The organism is Pseudoalteromonas sp. NFXS53 (genome assembly GCF_056629255.1).
In genome coordinates this window covers 62,953-80,200 of sequence record NZ_JBWVBR010000014.1, presented here as the reverse complement: position 1 = coordinate 80,200, position 17,248 = coordinate 62,953, and the positions used below count along the sequence as shown (strand labels likewise).

The following is a 17,248-nucleotide window of genomic DNA, read 5'->3' as shown; positions in this document are numbered from 1 at the left end:
GATTATTCTCCTTGTGAAATGGCACGCGTGCCTTGTTGGTCTAGCTTACAAATATGACTAAAACCGTGTTCATTAATATAGTGTTCGTTTAACCAAGCTTGGCACTGCTCTGCCGCTTGTTTGGTTTTACAAATCGTAAAGAGTGTAGGACCAGCACCTGAAATACTCACAAGCTCAGCGCCAAGTTCAAGTAACGCTTTTTTAGCTTGTTCAAACCCAGCTATTAAAGAGCATCGATACGGCTCTGCCATATCATCTTTCATGAGAGAGAGCGCTAAATCGAATTGCTCAGTTTTCATTAGAAGGCAAAAGCTCGATAAACGCTGCGCAAATTCAATGGCTTCTGAGCTGCTTCTTTGTTCTGGCAATACTGCACGTGCTTTTGCCGTATTCAATGCAAAACCTGGGTAAGCTGCGACATAGTACCAATCAGAATCAACAGGCACAGACAAAGCTTTGTTAGGCACAAGATCAGCGGTCAATTGCAAACCACCTAAATAACAAGGCGTGATGTTGTCATAATGGCGAGCGCCACTGACTTTCGCTTCAAAATCGGCCATTAATTCAATCAGCTCAATTTGACTAAGATTCGTTTTTGCAAACTCATTCAAAGCAGCAAAAGTGGCCACCACAGAGCATGCACTCGAACCCAAACCTGAGCCGATTGGTAATCGCTTTTCAAGCTCGAGATAGACCGACGGCATACTTGGTGCGACATGTTCACGAAAGTGGACTAAGCACTGATAGGCCAAGTTTTCATGGGCCTCTCCCGGTAATTTATCGGCATAAGGGCCTGAACAAACAAACGTGTCTTGCTCTGCGGCTTTAACATTTACCACATCACCCAGTAGCTCACCGTTTATTGGCGCCAGCGCAGCCCCTAAAGAATCAAAGCCAACACAAAAGTTGCCGATAGACGCTGGTGCATAAAAACTAATCATAACAACTCCTTACCGCGACTGTGTTTTTAAGATATCTGCAAATACACCCGCTGACGTCACCTCAGCACCCGCGCCATATCCGCGAATAACAAATGGGCGTGGTTGATAGTATTGACTCAAAATTGCCAAAGCATTTTCGCCATCACGGATATCATAAAGTGCATGTTGTTTATCAACTGCTTCTATACCCACTTTACATTTACCGTTTTCGATGCTGCCGACATAGCGCAACACCTTGCCTTCACTCGCGGCACTTTGAATTTTGTCAGCAAATGGCGCATCAAGTTCAGGTAGCTTAGCCATAAACTCATCAACACTTGTACCTGGCGCAAATGACTCAGGAACAACCGCTTCAACTTCAATATCAGATAACTCTAATTCAAGACCTGATTCACGCGCGATGATCAAAAGCTTACGCGCAACATCTGTTCCTGATAAATCATCTCGCGGATCGGGTTCTGTAAAGCCATTCGCTTTCGCCTTTGCTGTCGCTTCTGACAAACTTAAGCCATCTTCAAGTACACCAAACATGTATGAGAGTGAACCAGAAAGAATACCGTTAAATGACAATAACTCGTCTCCGGCACCAAAAAGTAGCTGCAAGTTGTCTAGTACCGGCAGACCTGCACCTACATTTGTTTCATATAAGAATTTGCGCTGACGTTTTTGCGCTGCACTTTTTAGAGACTGATAGTATTTAAAACTACCTGTATTGGCTTTTTTATTTGCAGCAACCACATGGAAGCCCGCATCTAAAAAGTCATAGTATTGATCTGCTAGTTGTTGTGACGAGCTGCAATCCACCAGCACAGGGTTAATAAGGTGATTCTCTCTAACAAACTGCTCTACTTTAGCCAGCTCAAAACCTGAAGTTTGTTGCTCCAATTGAGCTTGCCATGCATCAAATGCGATGCCGTTTGCATCAAGTAAAAGCTTTCTTGAGTTAGCCACACCATAAAGGTTAAGCTTTACATTGCGCTTTGCTAGCCAATCTTGTTGTTTTTCAAGTTGCTTAACCAGCTCTTGACCGACTAAACCACAGCCTAATAAAAACACATCAATTGAAGGCACATGAGTGAAGAAATTTTCGTGACAGACTTTCACTGCGTCATTGCACAGTGCACCATCTACCACCGCAGAAATCGCACTTTCAGTAGAGTCTTGAGCAATAGCCACGATATTAACTTGCGCTTGTGCCAGTGAATCAAAGAACTTAGCCGCAAGACCTTTATGTGCTTTCATGTTATCGCCTACCAAAGTCACGATGGCAAGTTCACGCTGCACTTGTACAGGTTCAATCAACCCAGCTTGCGACTCTAGTTCAAACGCTTGCTCTAGGGCACTTAAAGCTAAATTTAAATCTTCTTCATGCACACAAAAACTAATACTGAATTCACACGATGACTGCGTGATCAACACAATTGACACATTGTCGTTGGCAAGCGCACTAAAAACGCGCGCAGCCATACCGACTTTGCCTTTCATGCCGGGGCCTGACACCGTCAGCATGGCTAAGTTTTCTAATGAAGAAATAGCCTTGACAGTTTCGTCGCTCTGGCATTCATTTGAGATCACAGAACCTGGCACATCGGGATTGTGGGTATTTTTAATTTCACATGGCACGCCAACTTTCGCACACGGCAAAATCGTTTTTGGATGAAGAACTTTAGCGCCAAAGTATGAAAGCTCCATCGCCTCTTTATAAGATAGGCTGTCTACCTTGCTGGCTTTTTTGATAAAGCGCGGATCGGCATTATAAACGCCATCTACATCTGTCCAAATTTGACAGACTTCGACTTTTAAACAAGCCGCAGCTACTGCAGCAGAATAATCTGAGCCGTTGCGACCAAGGGTAGTTAGTTCGCCTTGGTTATTAACCCCAGTAAACCCCGGCATAATATAAAAGTCGGCTGGTTGCGATTTTAAAACTTCAGCAAAACGCTGCTCACTCGCGACTAAGTTGACCTCTGCATCAAGATACCCGCCTTGAGTCTCAATACATTGCGTCGCCTCGAGATAAGCAGCCCTTTGACCTAGCATGGCCACCATAAGCGCAACACTCACTCGTTCACCAAAGCTGATCACATAAGCATTAACTTGCTCAGGGCAGTGCTTAAGTAATTTAACTCCAGCAAGCTTATCACTTAGTTCGGCAAAGCTTGGCCAATGAGCGACAACAGAACCTAACTGCTCGACTTCACACTTCAAACTGTCTGCGCGATTTAGCAAAGCCTGCCACTGAACACTGTAATTAACACCTTGCTCAGCAAGCTTGGCTAACTCAACAAGTTGGTCTGTCATGCCTCCTGGGGCTGAAAGAACAACCAAAGCTTGCTCGCCTGCTTGAGACTCGATCAATTGCTTGACCCGTTTGAGACAATCAAAGTCGGCAAGCGAAGAGCCGCCAAATTTTAAAACTCGCATAATTTTTCCTCATTCCAAAAACGAAAAAAGGCCTGTGTTCGTAGTGAACACAGGCCTTTTTCTAATGCGCAACGACCTATGCCACTATCCAGTTAGGATGGTGGTTGTAATAATGGTCGTAATTAAATTCATTGTTTTCATAATTATTAGACTGCCCGAAAATCAGACACCATGCAACCGTCTTTTTATGAAATTATTATGCAAAAAACTCAAGTTTGATTTAAAGAAAGGAAAAATTAGACCTTGGTATAACAATTAGAAGTTAAATAGAGAAAAAGAGGAAGTAAAAAGGCTAGCCTAAAAAACCGAGTTATCTGAGGCCATAAGTATGCAAAAGACCTAATAAAACATCAGACTTAACGGGCTTTTCAATAAACGAGATTGCACCGAGTTGCTGTACCCGCGCTTTCATTTCTGGTTGAATATCCGCTGATATGACTACAACAAAAGTTTCGATAACTTGAGATTTCACGGCTTGTAATACACCTACACCATCTAATTCTGGCATGGTTAAATCAAGGCAAAGTAAATCAATTTGATGATTATTTAAAACCTCTAACGCTTCAACCCCATTTTTCGCTTGCAAGATTGTTGCATCAAACGCTGATGACAAGCAACGAACCACTTGTTTTCGGGCAACCACAGAATCATCACAAACCAAAATAGTAAAGCTCATATTTTAAACTCATTCACTCGAAATTAACCTACTACTAGCACTCTATTTAAGATGTCTTATAACATATTCATCTTAAAGCACTAAATAAGTTCGATATAATATCTAACCAAACAAAGGCATTGTAAACAATAATGCCAGATAAATATTTATTTTTACGCCTTTATTAGCTAAGTTTAACTACAGACGTATCGCTTTAAACAAAATCAGGGAGCCTAGCTTCATTCATGCTGCAAAAAAGCCTATCAAAAAAGCTACTTACGAATGTGCTATCGGTTTACTTTTTGTTAACTTTCCTTGTCACATGTGGTCAGGTTGTTACTGAGTATATAAATACTAAAAACTATATTCAGAATGAGCTAACCATGTTGCAAAAGACCTTTAGCCGTAGTTTAACGCGTGCTATTTGGGAATTAAACACCAAGCAAACTGTTACCACCGCAGAAGGCCTGTTAGCAATCCCTATGATTGAAGGCATTATCGTACGCGATGACAGTGGTGAGATTATCTCTCAACTGGGTCGCTCTCTAGATATCCATGAGTTATATAGCCAACAACTCGTTCAAGAAGAAGCCATCATTGAAGACACCCCTTCAGGATTGTTTGGTTATACTTTTCCATTAATTTTTGAATTTTCTGGACGAGCCACACAAGTTGGTGATGTCACACTCTTTTCAAGCCGAGAAGTTGTGCTTAGTCGCATTATGTTATCGATTTACTTCTTACTTGGTAATGCAGTCGTTAAAACCACCTTCTTAATTATTTTATTCTTAATTGCGTTTAGAAAATTACTGACCGAGCCACTTACTGACTTAACCGAACAGATTGAAGCATTTGAATTAAACGATGACCTTGATGGCCAGCGCATTGACATTGGTACAACGGAGCGCAATGAGTTAAAAGTCATGGAAGAAGCATTCAATAAATTAATAGACAAAGTCAGTGACTATCGAAATCAACTTGATGACACGCAAAAAGAACTTTTAATTAGTAATGAAAAGTTAGATCAACATAATTTGCAACTCGAACAAGAAGTTGCTCGAAAAACATCAAACCTTAGCCAAGCTATGATGGATTTACAGCAGCAAAAATACGAGCTAGAAAAACAAAAACTCACGCTCACTGAAGAAATAGATCTTCGTCGTCAAACTGAACAAGAGTTGCTAACCAAACAAAAAGAACTTGAGCGTTATTTAGATGAATTAAACATGGCCCAAGAACGTCTTGTTGGGTCTGAAAAAATGGCAGCCTTAGGTGGTTTAGTTGCGGGTATAACGCACGATATCAACACACCTGTTGGTATTGGTGTTACAGCAACCTCATTTTTGCAAGAACGTTTAGAACAAATTGAAGCCGCTTATAAAGACAAAACGCTTTCTCCAAAAGCACTAGAAGAGTTTATTAACGACGCTAAGCAAAGTACCAGCTTACTGACTACCAATTTAGATAGAGCTTCTGAGCTGGTTGCTAGCTTCAAGCAGATTGCCGTGGACCAAGCGAGTGAGGCTGTGCGTAATATCAATCTGAAACAATATCTTGCTGAGGTTATTCGCTCTTTACACCCTAAATTAAAGAAAACCAAGCATGCGATTAATGTTGAGTGCCCTGAAGATCTACAATTAAATTTACCTGCCGGTGCAATTAGTCAGATTTTTACTAACCTGATCATGAATTCGCTTATTCACGGTTTTGACGGTATTGATCAGGGCGAAATTAATATTGAAATTAAAAATGATAACGACGATGTGGTCATTCATTACAAAGACAATGGTCGAGGCGTGAGCCAGACTCAACTTGAGAAGTTATTCGACCCTTTCTTTACCACTAAACGCGATCAAGGCGGCAGTGGCTTAGGCACACACATCACATTGAACTTGGTGAAACAAACCTTAAATGGTGAAATTGAAGTAAGCAGCGAAGAAGGTAAAGGCTTGAGCTATATGATCAGATTCCCGAAAACACTGCAACAACCAACCAATATGTTCGATTAAAATACAGCTTTATTTAACTAAGTTAAGCCCTGATTATTCGGGGCTTAATTTTATCCCCCAAGCAAAATAAATATTGCTATCATAGCCAACATTAAAATCAGTGGATAATAACAATATGTGGTTCAGCAACCTGATCTGTTACAGATTCAAACAAGACGTTTCATATAATCAAGAAGACTTTGAAAAAGCCTTAGAGCAAGACGTATTCCGCCCTTGTGGTAGTCAAGAGATGAATACCTTTGGCTGGACAAAAGCATTTGGTAAACACGGGCAAACTTTATCGCACTTCTCTGAAAAAAGCATTTTAGTGTGTGCAAAACGTGAAGAAAAGGTACTTCCAGCTTCAGTTATCAATGACATGCTGGCAGAAAAAATTGAATTAATTGAGCGTGAAGAAAACCGCCCAGTAAAGAAAAAAGAAAAAGATGAGCTCAAAGAGAACATCTTAAGCACATTGCTTCCTCAAGCATTCAAAAAATCGAGCCTACAATTTGCTTTTATTGATCAAGTAAATGGCTGGGTTATTGTGAACAGTGCAAGCTTTAATAAAGCCGAAGAGTTACTCGCACTACTTAGAAAGTCATTAGGCACCCTGCCTGTGGTACCTGCATTTGCTAACTATGATTTAGATGTGTTCTTAACTGACTGGCTAACTCACTTTAATGCCCCTGATGGCTTCGCGATTGGCTCAGATGCAGAACTGCAAGAGCCTGACGACAACGGTGCGCAAGTTAAATTAAAGCAGCATGATCTAGCCAGCGATGAAATTAAAACGCACTTAGAAAATGGTAAGCGTGTTACTAAACTTGCACTCGATTGGCGTGAACGTGTTAAGTTCATTTTACAAAATGACGGTACATTAAAACGCTTAAGCTATGCCGATGCGCTAAAAGAGCAAAATGCCGATATTCCAAAAGAAGATATGGCCATTAAGTTAGATGCTGATTTCATCTTAATCACAGAAGAAATTAAAGAGCTACTTGAAGAACTCACTGAAGGGTTAGGCGATAAAGAAGATTTAGCATAGTCTTTTATTCAAAGTACAGAGTGAATACTTAAACGAGAAAGGAGCCAAACGGCTCCTTTTTTATAAGATAAATTAACCAAAGCTCAGGTTAAATTAAATAAGTTTACTTCGCTGCTAACAATATCTCTTTAACGATATCTAACGTTAGGTCACCGGTTTCACTTAATTGAGTTAATCCCATTTTTTCCATATTAGCTACTACCGTATCAATACCTTCATCATCGATACCATAGTGAGACAGTGCAGTCACAATATCTAACGAGTTGAAGAACGCTTCTGTCTTATCTATCGCCTGATTAATTTTCTCGTCTTCAGTGCCGTCTGTAATGTCCCAAACACGCTCAGCAAATTGTACTAGCTTGTCATGTTTTTGCGCTTTACGTGCTCTTAATAAGCTAGGGAGAACAATGGCAAGTGTACGACCGTGCGCAATACCGAACATCGCAGTCAGCTCATGGCCAATCATGTGAGTTGACCAATCTTGTGGTACACCAACACCGATAATGCCATTTAGAGCAGATGTAGCTGACCACATAAAGTTCTTACGAGCCGCTAAATCATCACTTTGATAAGTAACCGGACCATCTTCAATTAAGGTTTTTAGAATCCCCTCAGAGAATCTATCTTGCACTTTTGCACCGACAGGCTGAGTCAGGTATTGCTCAACTACGTGCACAAACGCATCTGCTACGCCATTCGCCACCTGCTCTTTTGGTAAAGAGAAAGTAAAGTCTGGATCTAGCACTGAAAACTGTGGATACACTAGTGGCGACGTAATTGGGTATTTTTGCTCATTGTAGGTCACCACAGAAAATGCATTCATTTCAGAACCAGTAGCTGGCAACGTCGCTATACAACCAAGTGGCACTGCTTTTTCAACTGGTACAGGATTGAAGCCATGGAACAATAAAGTATGATGATCTTTATCAGCATTCGCAGCCAAGGCGATGAATTTTGTACCATCCATCACTGAGCCACCACCAACAGCAAGTAAAAAGTCGATGTTGTTCTCTTTGACCACATTTACGGCTTTCATTAAGGTTTCAAATTGCGGGTTTGGCTCAATTCCACCAAACTCTATTACTTCACGATCACCTAAGTTACTAACCACTTTTTCTAGGGTACCAAAGCGCTTAACGCTACCGCCACCATATAAAACCAGTACTTTTGCCGATGCAGGGATAAGTTTATCTAGTTCACCCAGTCTATCTTGACCAAATACGATTCGAGTCGGATTGTAAAAATCAAAGTTTTGCATAATGTGCCCCTATGTGTTTTGTTAAGTACAGAATAGCAACTCATAGCTTTATTAAAATGACTTAAACCATCAATTTCATGCCTAAAACTCTCATCAATAAGAAAACAACTCAAAAACGCTTTTACCCTTGATATACTTACTCCATGACATAATTTGGTGACAAACGATGCAATCACTCATTAAACAACTCGAACTATTAGCGCCCTCTGAAGGCTACAACCAGACATTCATTAACGGCGTTGGTATCTATAAAAGCAGTGAAAGCGCACAAAGAACGCCACTGTGTTACAGCCAAGGTATTATTTTCGTTCTACAGGGGCAAAAACGGGTCTTTTTCGATGAGCGAATTTATACCTATAACCCAGATAATTATTTGGTACTCACCGTGCCTTTACCTGCAGAATGTGAAACACAGCTTACAAACAACAATCCTTTATTGTCATTAATCATCGACTTTGACATGTCTGTACTAGGGGAGTTAGTAAGGGTATTTGATGAACATGGTAAGCTAAATAGCAGCGATAAAATGAGTAATGCAAAAGGCCTATTTGTCAGTGAAAATACAGATGCTTTATCTTGCACGCTCACTCGATTAGTCGACTGTTTAGGCTCAAAGTTACAATCGGACATTATTGGTAAAGGCTTGGTTCGAGAGGTTTTTTATCACGTATTACAAGGCCCACAAGCGTCGCCTTTATTTGATTTAGTTTCACATAATACGCATATGTCTAAAATGGAGCGTACGCTTAAACACCTGCATAATCACTATGACGATAAACTTGATGTTGAACAACTCGCGAGTATGGCAAATATGAGCGCCTCGACGTTTCACCGTAATTTTAAACAAATAACCGCATCCTCCCCTATTCAATACGTAAAGAAGCTGAGATTATCTAAAGCCAAAGACTTGTTGCAAGATCAAGGGATCAAAGTAAAACAAGCTGCTGCGCAAGTAGGTTATGAAAGCGCCACTCAGTTTAGTCGCGAATTTACTCGCTACTTTGGCATCTCACCGAGTGATTATGCCAAAGCGAATTAAAGGTATTTTTCGAAGAATAGCAACTGATGATCACCATGCTGACAGCGTTTAAATTCTTGATAACCAAGTTTACGGTAGATGTGTTGCCCTCGTTCATTGAAGTCAAACACATCTAACCAAATACGCTGACAAACGAAGTGCTCAAGGCAATATAGCTCCATCGCTCGAATAGCCAACTGTCCTATTCCAGCACCTCGATGACCAATGACTATGCGCCTAAACTCAACAGTGTTATTGGGCTCTAAAGCGAGAATAATAAAGCCAACCAACTGTTCACTTTGAAAAACTGACAGGTATTGAATTGCAGGATCTTGCATACTAACCAAGTGCTGTTGTTTGGTGTTGGCTAGGATAAATTCACCCACGTCAGACTGCTGCTCCCACGCCACCAAATCATCTAAATGCGCTTCATGAGTAGCAGACAACTTTATATTCAGCTGTGACATCATTTTTCCTAAATAAAAAACCCGCAACAAGTGCGGGTTTTAAATTACTTAATATGCTTTATAGACTAAGCAAATAAACGGTTAGCTTGCGCTACCACATTATCAACAGTGAAGCCGAAGTGCTCAAATAGCTCACCTGCTGGTGCTGACTCACCAAATGTTGACATACCCACGACAGCACCGTTTAAGCCAACATACTTGAACCAGTAGTCAGCAATACCCGCTTCAACGGCAACACGACGTGTTACTGCTGCAGGTAAAACGCTTTCTTTATATTCAGCTGACTGTGCATCAAATACATCAGTAGAAGGCATAGACACAACACGTACCTTTTTGCCTTGCAAACGAAGCGCTTTTGCTGCATCAACGGCTAGTTGTACTTCAGAACCCGTAGCAATGAAGATAAGCTCAGGGTTACCGTCACAGCTAAGTACATAACCACCTTGTTTGATTGCAGCAACTTGTGCTTCATCACGTGCTTGTTGCTCTAAACCTTGACGAGTAAAGATAAGTGACGTTGGACCATCTTTACGTTCAATCGCTTGCTGCCAAGCAACGGCTGACTCAACTTGGTCACATGGACGCCAGTTTACTAGGTTAGGTGTTAAACGCATGCTGGCAATTTGCTCAACCGGTTGGTGCGTAGGACCATCTTCACCCAGACCAATTGAATCGTGAGTATAAACAAAGATGCTTGGCTGCTTCATTAATGCCGCCATACGTACCGCGTTACGCGCGTACTCCATGAACATTAAGAAAGTTGCGCCGTAAGGTACGAAGCCTTTGTGTAGTGCAATACCATTCATAATTGCAGACATACCAAATTCACGTACACCGTAGAAGATGTAGTTACCTGATGCATCATCAGCCGTTAAGCCCTTTGAGCCTTCCCACAGAGTCAGGTTAGAACCTGCAAGGTCAGCTGAGCCACCCATAAATTCAGGAAGAATTGGACCAAATGCATTCAGTGCATTTTGTGACGCTTTACGTGTCGCAGGATTCGCTGGGTTTGCTTGTAGTTCTGCAATGTACTTTTCAGTTTCAGCTTGCCAGTTTGCAGGTAACTCGCCTTTCATACGACGCTCAAACTCAGCCGCAAGCTCTGGATACGCCATTTGGTACTCTGTGAATTTCACTAACCAGTGGCTTTGTGCTTGCTGACCACGAGAAGAGGCATCCCACTTCGCGTAAATGTCTTCAGGGATTTCAAACGCATCATGATCCCAGCCTAGGAATTCACGTGCTGCTTTAATTTCTTCATCACCTAATGGTGCGCCGTGACAATCATGGCTACCTGATTTGTTTGGTGAACCGTAACCAATGACTGTCTTACAACAAATAAGCGTTGGCTTGTCAGTTTCTGCACGTGCCGCTTCGATTGCTGCTTTAATTGCATCGCTATCGTGACCGTCTACGTCAGCAATTACATGCCAGCCGTAAGATTCAAAACGCTTAGGTGTATCATCGCTAAACCAGCCTTCTACTTCACCATCGATTGAAATGCCGTTGTCATCCCAGAATGCGATAAGCTTACCAAGACCTAGCGTACCTGCTAATGAACAAGCTTCATGTGAAATACCTTCCATTAAACAGCCATCGCCTAAGAAGGTATAAGTATAGTGGTTTACAATATCAAATTCGTCACGGTTGAATTGCGCTGCAAGTGCTTTTTCAGCAATCGCCATACCTACCGCATTAGTAATACCCTGACCAAGTGGGCCAGTTGTTGTTTCTACACCTGGTGCATAGCCGTACTCTGGGTGGCCCGGTGTTTTAGAATGCATTTGACGGAAGTTTTTCAGATCATCAATAGAAAGATCATAACCGCTCAGGTGCAACAAAGAATAAATAAGCATAGAGCCGTGGCCGTTTGACAGAATAAAGCGGTCTCTGTCAGCCCACTCTGGGTTGCTTGGGTTGTGCTTTAAATAATCGCGCCATAGTACTTCTGCGATATCAGCCATACCCATAGGTGCTCCCGGGTGACCAGACTTAGCTTTTTGTACTGCGTCCATAGACAGAACGCGAATGGCATTTGCAAGTTCTTTGCGTGACGGCATGAATTCTCCTACCTTTAATTGTGTTGCGCTGAAATGTCAGTGCCTTCATTCTGACTCATTTATGGTACTTACTGCAACGTAAATACCTGAGAAAACGAGGGCTAAACCTGCATATTTCGGGATCTGCAATTGAAAAAATCTAATTCAGACGTCTAGGCGTAAAAAAACTAGGCAAGTTAATTTGTTTTAGATAGAATACGCCCCTTATTTTTTCGCGCTATCCCCGATGTTCGTGAAGCGCAATATTTGTGAGCATAGATACAATGGCAAAACACTTATTTACTTCTGAGTCTGTTTCTGAAGGTCATCCGGATAAAATCGCTGATCAGATCTCTGACGCGGTACTAGATGCAATCATTACGCAAGACAAACACGCACGTGTTGCTTGTGAAACTATGGTTAAAACAGGCGTTGCGATCATCTCTGGTGAAATTTCAACAGATGCTTGGGTAGACCTAGAGTCAATTACGCGTAAAGTAATCACTGATATCGGTTACACGTCTTCTGATGTAGGTTTTGACGGCGACACATGTGGCATCATGAACCTAATCGGTCAACAGTCTCCTGAAATCGCTCAAGGTGTAGACCGCACTAAGCCTGAAGAGCAAGGCGCTGGTGACCAAGGTCTAATGTTTGGTTATGCAACGAACGAAACACCAACGCTTATGCCTGCGCCACTATACTACTCTCATTTGCTAGTAGAGCGTCAAGCTGAAGCACGTAAATCAGGTATCCTACCTTGGTTACGCCCAGATGCTAAGTCTCAGGTAACTTTCGTATATGAAGATGGTAAACCTGTTGCTATCGATGCTGTTGTACTTTCAACTCAGCACAACCCAGATATCGAGCAAGATGCACTGGTTGATGCTGTTATGGAAAACATCATCAAGCACACGCTACCTGCAGAGTTATTAACTGAAGATACTAAATACTTCATCAACCCAACTGGTCGTTTCGTTATCGGTGGGCCAGTAGGTGACTGTGGTCTTACGGGCCGTAAAATCATCGTAGACACATACGGCGGTATGGCACGTCACGGTGGTGGTGCTTTCTCTGGTAAAGATCCATCAAAGGTTGACCGTAGCGCAGCTTATGCTGGTCGTTATGTTGCTAAGAACATTGTTGCAGCTGGTCTTGCTGATAAGTGTGAAATCCAAGTTTCTTACGCTATCGGTGTTGCAGAGCCTACATCAATCACTATCGATACTTTCGGTACTGGTAAAGTTTCTGAAGAGAAACTAGTTGAGCTAGTTCGTGAGCACTTCGACCTACGTCCTTACGGTATCACTAAGATGCTAGACCTACTTCACCCAATGTACCAAATGACTGCAGCGTACGGTCACTTCGGTCGTGAGCCGTTCGAAATGACGGTTGGTGATGACACATTCACAGCATTCAGCTGGGAAAAAACAGACAAAGCAGACGCACTAAGAGCAGCTGCTGGCTTATAATTTTAAGTCATCTGTTAAAAAGGCGCTTACCTGAAAAGGAGCGCCTTTTTTAATGTCTGTAGTTAATGAATAAAATACTCTTCTACGTCTTCTTTTAAATCAACATAATCGTCATCACTTAGCTCAAGTGCAACCATCACCAAATCTTTAAATGCATGCCAATCGCCACAGGGTCTAAAGTGTTTTGCTTCAAAGGCTAAATTCTCTGCCAGTTTCATAGTTGCAAAAGTCGCTTTTAGTGTTTGATCGGTTTCTTCTTTTAAATAGGTTTCATCATGATGGCGTAAAATCATCTGACAAATAGGCTTAGGTAAATGCCAAGAAGACGCCAAGTAATAACCAACAATGGTATGATTTACAGGATATATCTGCTCTTCATAATAAAGCAGGCTCTGCTCACCTCTCTGATAGGCTCGGGTCATCAAGTCATTATAATTATCAAAGCGCATCGCCATTGCGGGTATCCCTGAGTCATGGAATAACCCTAGTAATTGTAGGTTTTCTAATGGGACAGTGGTTTTTATTTGCTTACCTATCGCCATTGCTAATTGCGACATATCGGTGGCATTGTCCCAAAACCGCTGCAACGAAATACAGCAATCTTCTTGTTTAAAGGCATTTTTAAGCAAGTGACCCGTCACTAATTGTGTGATGCAATTTACACCTAAAAACATCACGGCCTGACGAATATCTGTAATGGTTCGAGACATACCATATGCTGGAGAGTTAATGACTTTTAAGACCGCAGCCGCGGTGCCCACATCTTCACTGATGATTTCTGCAATATTCCCAAGCTCTGGCTCATCACTGTTCAATTCATTTTGTAAGTTTTGTAGTACTTCAGGCTTTGAAGGCAAACTAAAACCAGATTTCAGATCTGCCAACACCTTGTCATCAATGTCGATCATAGGCCGGATACTTTTTCACTTTTGGTTAGCTGAGTGTAGTAGAGGAAAAGTGATTACTCAAAAGTCGAACAAGAAGAAGTGATAAAGTTATTGTCAGCCTGATACTCTTTTTTATAGATTTGCTTAGCCATATTTTGGAAGGTCTTCTTTACCCCTTTAAGTGCGGTTTTGTTGCTCAACCAAGTGGGGATCTTACCTTGAGGATCGGCATAAATTTGATGGGTTATGAGCAAGGTCTTTGAATTTTCTTCAAGTAACCAACTGCCCTCTATGGGTGCAACGAAGATATACTTCTTAAATTGCTCAAGTGGCAAAAATTCCGCTCTTTTTGATTCATCGATAGATTTGACCAACAACCTAGATGTGACCTCAGAAACAAGCCTATGACATGAATGTGTGAGCATCACTCTGTCTTTCACAGGCCAAGGCGCATTTAGAACAGTAACAACAATATTTTCACCTATAGTATGCCAAGGCAGAGATTTGACGCTTCTGACGTTACTGAGCCACTCAGATGCACTTTGTGTGTCATTTAAGAGGTTTAAGAAGGCTTGACGATTTACATTATCAAAACTGGCTTGCGCTTTAATTTCGATTAATCCAGATGCCTGTTTTTGATAACTAATAGATAGATTGTCTTCGCTATACCAACTTTGCCAATTGGCATAGGTTTGTGAAGAAGATAATACGAGCAAGCTCCATAAAAGATATTTATAGAGCTTTTTCATGATTAACGCCAATATGGCATGCTATTGAGCGAGGCTCTGCGGCTTTGCTCCATCGCTTGAACTAGAAAGTCTGCTTTTTTAGAAAGCCATAATTCTATTTCTTCAAGCTCTGGCAGGTTTTGCTGCTCACATAGGGTTTTTAAATAAGCCAGCGTTTCTAGCTCATAGATCCCATAAGCAATGTCAATCCAAGGCGTTCGGAATGATTGTCGCGTTTCTTTATCATATAAAGAGCCCAAGCAGTTACCACTCAGCAAAGCACAATCTAACAAAGAGCGAAGCGCAAGGTAATCTTGCGTGCATAAATCTTTGCCCTCAGGTAAATCAGATTGTAACTTTTGCCAGTCTTTTTCAAAAGCTGCAGTCGCCACCTCTTTGATAGGTAACTCAGCCGCTGATACCGCATGCTGACTCCACTCCTGACGCCAGCCTTTGTCAACCAACCAACGCGTTAAAGCTAACAACAGTTTGTTATAGCGAGGACTGTGAAATAAGTCTTCTATATCAGTGATGCTAGGCTGCTCTGCTTTTAAGTCATCAATAAGTGCAGCTAATTTTTCCGCATTGTTGATTTTTTTATAATAAGCATGGCGCTTTGAAGTGTATGTTTTCAAATGGATCGCATCTTCAACCCAATCTAACTCACTCAATAACCAATTCATTTCACTAAGCAAGCGCTCAGTCGCATTGCCTTCAACAATAGGCTCGAATAACTTAAACGCATGTTTAATCAGATTAATACCATCAATAACACGTTTAAGGGTCTTTAAACTTGGTTTATTAAAATAGCACTGCTCATGCTTTTGCACGAACTCAATACCATAGTTCACACACTGTACCAGTGCATGCTCTTGTGTTGCATGACGATTTAACTTCACAACACCGATATATTTATTGGGTTTAAGTGGCTTATCATCAGCAAGGCGATAACCTCTTGCTGCTTTTGAATATAAGCCTAAACGCAAACCGCCTAAGCTAATTAAATGCTCGGCAAGTAAAAATAGATCGCTACGTTGACCTTCAACGAGTTCAATCTCTAACTCAGAAATAGCTTCAACCTGACCCTGTGCAACAATTTCACCTTTATCAAGCACCACTTCAATTTTAGAACCTTGCTCAGTTTCAATGAGCCAAGTGCGGCGAATAAAGTTAGTGCTGAAAATTGGAAATAGGTTGTCACTAATGGCTGTGATCTGCATGCCATGCGGCCAAATGTCTTGCTTAAATGCCAAAATATTTGGACGAGGTGTATCTATCGGTAAATTATATTCAGGACGTTGATGAAGACCACCAACGACTTGCCCTGCCAATTTAATGGTCTGTTCACATTGCTCATCACAACAACGTGTTCTTAGACCTATATCTAATGCTCTTAACTCTCGATTCGGGGTATCAAAGTAGGCGTTTTTTAGATTCTTGGCGGGTTTATTTTTTACAGTTTTTGCAAACTGCATGATGAGTCCTGGAATAAGAGGAACTTCATTATCTGAAAGTAAAAACTTCAGTTCTATTTCAGTGTCCATTAGGGCAAGTGATTACCTATATAATTGTAGAACGGTAAAAATATACAAAGCAGCGTGTATTTGCAATCTTTTTGCAGCAAGTTCAAGGAAGTTTAGTGCTTCACTTGATATTACTCGTTGAAATTCATACTATCTCAAGAAACAACTCTCTATAAGGGTCATGGATGTTAAAACGTATCTTAGTGCCAACAATTTTCGCACTTTTCTCACACTATTCTCTCGCTGAAGATGTTCAAACAACAGAAAATAGTAATAGCAGCGAAAATACGGCCTATATCTCAGATAATTTATTCGTTTATGTACATTCTGGACCGGGTAAAAACTACCGTATTGTTGGCTCTGTAGATGCTGGTAGCCAAGTAGCAATTATGGCGGGTAATGAAAATGGTTTTCAGCAAATCACAGATGATAAAGGTCGTGAAGTGTGGATTGAAACTCAGTTTGTCTCAAGCGAACCTGGACTTGCGCACCAATTAGATGAACTAGGTCAACAATTACAACAAACACAGCAAGCACTCAACGATGCACAAACAGATTTACCTCGCTTGCAACAACTCAATCAAGATTTACAAGCTGAGAATCAAAACTTACAGCAGACAATTCAGCGATTGGAAAAAGCGGTCACGGATGAAAAGCAAAAAGCACTTTCTTCTGAACAAGCAGAACAGCATTTAATGCTTACCTACGGCGGTGGTGTTGGTGTGGGTGGTTTATTAATAGGTGTCGTACTCACACTATTTTTATCGCGCAGAAAGCGCTATGACGGTTGGGCTTAGTTC

At 41.4% G+C, this 17,248-nt stretch carries 14 protein-coding genes; 5 read left to right on the top strand and 9 right to left on the bottom strand.

Annotation, left to right across the window (positions count from 1 at the left end; genetic code table 11):
• Positions 1-2: 2 nt before the first annotated feature.
• The 3 genes from thrB to AC1HJP_RS14935 form a co-directional block, all read right to left on the bottom strand.
• Positions 3-941 (bottom strand): homoserine kinase, encoded by a 939-nt coding sequence (gene thrB, locus AC1HJP_RS14945; RefSeq protein ID WP_480362511.1) that lies wholly within the window; start codon positions 939-941, stop codon positions 3-5.
• 9 nt (positions 942-950) lie between these two features.
• The gene (gene thrA / locus AC1HJP_RS14940) at positions 951-3,365 is read right to left on the bottom strand and encodes a bifunctional aspartate kinase/homoserine dehydrogenase I (protein ID WP_480362510.1); all 2,415 of its coding nucleotides are present in this window, start codon (positions 3,363-3,365) and stop codon (positions 951-953) included.
• Between the two features lie 310 nt (positions 3,366-3,675).
• Positions 3,676-4,041, bottom strand: a complete 366-nt coding sequence (locus tag AC1HJP_RS14935; protein ID WP_480362509.1) for a response regulator — start codon at positions 4,039-4,041, stop codon at positions 3,676-3,678.
• A 224-nt stretch (positions 4,042-4,265) separates the two neighbouring features.
• Between AC1HJP_RS14935 and AC1HJP_RS14930 the strand changes: the two genes are divergently transcribed.
• Together AC1HJP_RS14930 and rdgC are read left to right on the top strand one after the other, a co-directional pair.
• A complete protein-coding gene (locus AC1HJP_RS14930) occupies positions 4,266-6,029 on the top strand; it encodes a sensor histidine kinase (RefSeq protein ID WP_480362508.1) in 1,764 nt (587 codons plus the stop codon).
• 115 nt (positions 6,030-6,144) lie between these two features.
• Positions 6,145-7,056, top strand: a complete 912-nt coding sequence (gene rdgC / locus AC1HJP_RS14925) for a recombination-associated protein RdgC (RefSeq protein ID WP_480362507.1) — start codon at positions 6,145-6,147, stop codon at positions 7,054-7,056.
• A gap of 103 nt (positions 7,057-7,159) precedes the next feature.
• Here the strand turns inward: rdgC and AC1HJP_RS14920 are convergent, their stop codons facing one another.
• On the bottom strand, positions 7,160-8,314 hold the full coding sequence (locus AC1HJP_RS14920; RefSeq protein WP_480362506.1) for an iron-containing alcohol dehydrogenase: 1,155 nt from the start codon (positions 8,312-8,314) through the stop codon (positions 7,160-7,162).
• A gap of 166 nt (positions 8,315-8,480) precedes the next feature.
• On the opposite strand from AC1HJP_RS14920, the gene AC1HJP_RS14915 reads away from it, so the two are divergent.
• On the top strand, positions 8,481-9,353 hold the full coding sequence (locus tag AC1HJP_RS14915; protein WP_480362505.1) for an AraC family transcriptional regulator: 873 nt from the start codon (positions 8,481-8,483) through the stop codon (positions 9,351-9,353).
• Here AC1HJP_RS14915 and AC1HJP_RS14910 read toward each other — a convergent pair.
• On the bottom strand, positions 9,350-9,802 hold the full coding sequence (locus AC1HJP_RS14910; RefSeq protein ID WP_480362504.1) for a GNAT family N-acetyltransferase: 453 nt from the start codon (positions 9,800-9,802) through the stop codon (positions 9,350-9,352). The two genes, AC1HJP_RS14915 and AC1HJP_RS14910, sit on opposite strands and share 4 nt — an antisense overlap.
• A 62-nt stretch (positions 9,803-9,864) precedes the next feature.
• A complete protein-coding gene (tkt, locus tag AC1HJP_RS14905; protein WP_480362503.1) occupies positions 9,865-11,859 on the bottom strand; it encodes a transketolase in 1,995 nt (664 codons plus the stop codon).
• A gap of 263 nt (positions 11,860-12,122) precedes the next feature.
• Here tkt and metK point away from each other — a divergent pair, with 263 nt between their 5' ends.
• Complete coding sequence (metK, locus tag AC1HJP_RS14900; RefSeq protein ID WP_480362502.1) at positions 12,123-13,310, top strand: methionine adenosyltransferase; 1,188 nt, start codon at positions 12,123-12,125, stop codon at positions 13,308-13,310.
• A 62-nt stretch (positions 13,311-13,372) separates the two neighbouring features.
• On the opposite strand, the gene AC1HJP_RS14895 is transcribed toward metK, so the two are convergent.
• From AC1HJP_RS14895 to AC1HJP_RS14885, 3 genes are read right to left on the bottom strand one after another with little or no spacing between them, the layout of a single operon-like run.
• A complete protein-coding gene (locus tag AC1HJP_RS14895) occupies positions 13,373-14,218 on the bottom strand; it encodes an HDOD domain-containing protein (RefSeq protein WP_480362501.1) in 846 nt (281 codons plus the stop codon).
• A 53-nt stretch (positions 14,219-14,271) separates the two neighbouring features.
• On the bottom strand, positions 14,272-14,946 hold the full coding sequence (locus AC1HJP_RS14890; protein ID WP_480362500.1) for an SRPBCC family protein: 675 nt from the start codon (positions 14,944-14,946) through the stop codon (positions 14,272-14,274).
• A gap of 2 nt (positions 14,947-14,948) precedes the next feature.
• Complete coding sequence (locus AC1HJP_RS14885) at positions 14,949-16,469, bottom strand: CYTH and CHAD domain-containing protein (RefSeq protein ID WP_480362499.1); 1,521 nt, start codon at positions 16,467-16,469, stop codon at positions 14,949-14,951.
• Positions 16,470-16,633: 164 nt separating this feature from the next.
• On the opposite strand from AC1HJP_RS14885, the gene AC1HJP_RS14880 reads away from it, so the two are divergent.
• Complete coding sequence (locus tag AC1HJP_RS14880) at positions 16,634-17,245, top strand: TIGR04211 family SH3 domain-containing protein (protein WP_480362498.1); 612 nt, start codon at positions 16,634-16,636, stop codon at positions 17,243-17,245.
• Positions 17,246-17,248: the final 3 nt, after the last annotated feature.

Coding starts and splice junctions, on each gene's coding strand:
- AC1HJP_RS14930 (WP_480362508.1), top strand. CDS start 4,266: ATGCTGCAAAAAAGCCTATCAAAAAAGCTACTTACGAATGTGCTATCG.
- AC1HJP_RS14915 (WP_480362505.1), top strand. CDS start 8,481: ATGCAATCACTCATTAAACAACTCGAACTATTAGCGCCCTCTGAAGGC.
- AC1HJP_RS14920 (WP_480362506.1), bottom strand. CDS start 8,314: ATGCAAAACTTTGATTTTTACAATCCGACTCGAATCGTATTTGGTCAA.
- rdgC (WP_480362507.1), top strand. CDS start 6,145: ATGTGGTTCAGCAACCTGATCTGTTACAGATTCAAACAAGACGTTTCA.
- thrB (WP_480362511.1), bottom strand. CDS start 941: ATGATTAGTTTTTATGCACCAGCGTCTATCGGCAACTTTTGTGTTGGC.
- AC1HJP_RS14935 (WP_480362509.1), bottom strand. CDS start 4,041: ATGAGCTTTACTATTTTGGTTTGTGATGATTCTGTGGTTGCCCGAAAA.
- metK (WP_480362502.1), top strand. CDS start 12,123: ATGGCAAAACACTTATTTACTTCTGAGTCTGTTTCTGAAGGTCATCCG.
- AC1HJP_RS14890 (WP_480362500.1), bottom strand. CDS start 14,946: ATGAAAAAGCTCTATAAATATCTTTTATGGAGCTTGCTCGTATTATCT.
- thrA (WP_480362510.1), bottom strand. CDS start 3,365: ATGCGAGTTTTAAAATTTGGCGGCTCTTCGCTTGCCGACTTTGATTGT.
- AC1HJP_RS14880 (WP_480362498.1), top strand. CDS start 16,634: ATGTTAAAACGTATCTTAGTGCCAACAATTTTCGCACTTTTCTCACAC.
- AC1HJP_RS14895 (WP_480362501.1), bottom strand. CDS start 14,218: ATGATCGACATTGATGACAAGGTGTTGGCAGATCTGAAATCTGGTTTT.
- AC1HJP_RS14910 (WP_480362504.1), bottom strand. CDS start 9,802: ATGATGTCACAGCTGAATATAAAGTTGTCTGCTACTCATGAAGCGCAT.
- AC1HJP_RS14885 (WP_480362499.1), bottom strand. CDS start 16,469: ATGGACACTGAAATAGAACTGAAGTTTTTACTTTCAGATAATGAAGTT.
- tkt (WP_480362503.1), bottom strand. CDS start 11,859: ATGCCGTCACGCAAAGAACTTGCAAATGCCATTCGCGTTCTGTCTATG.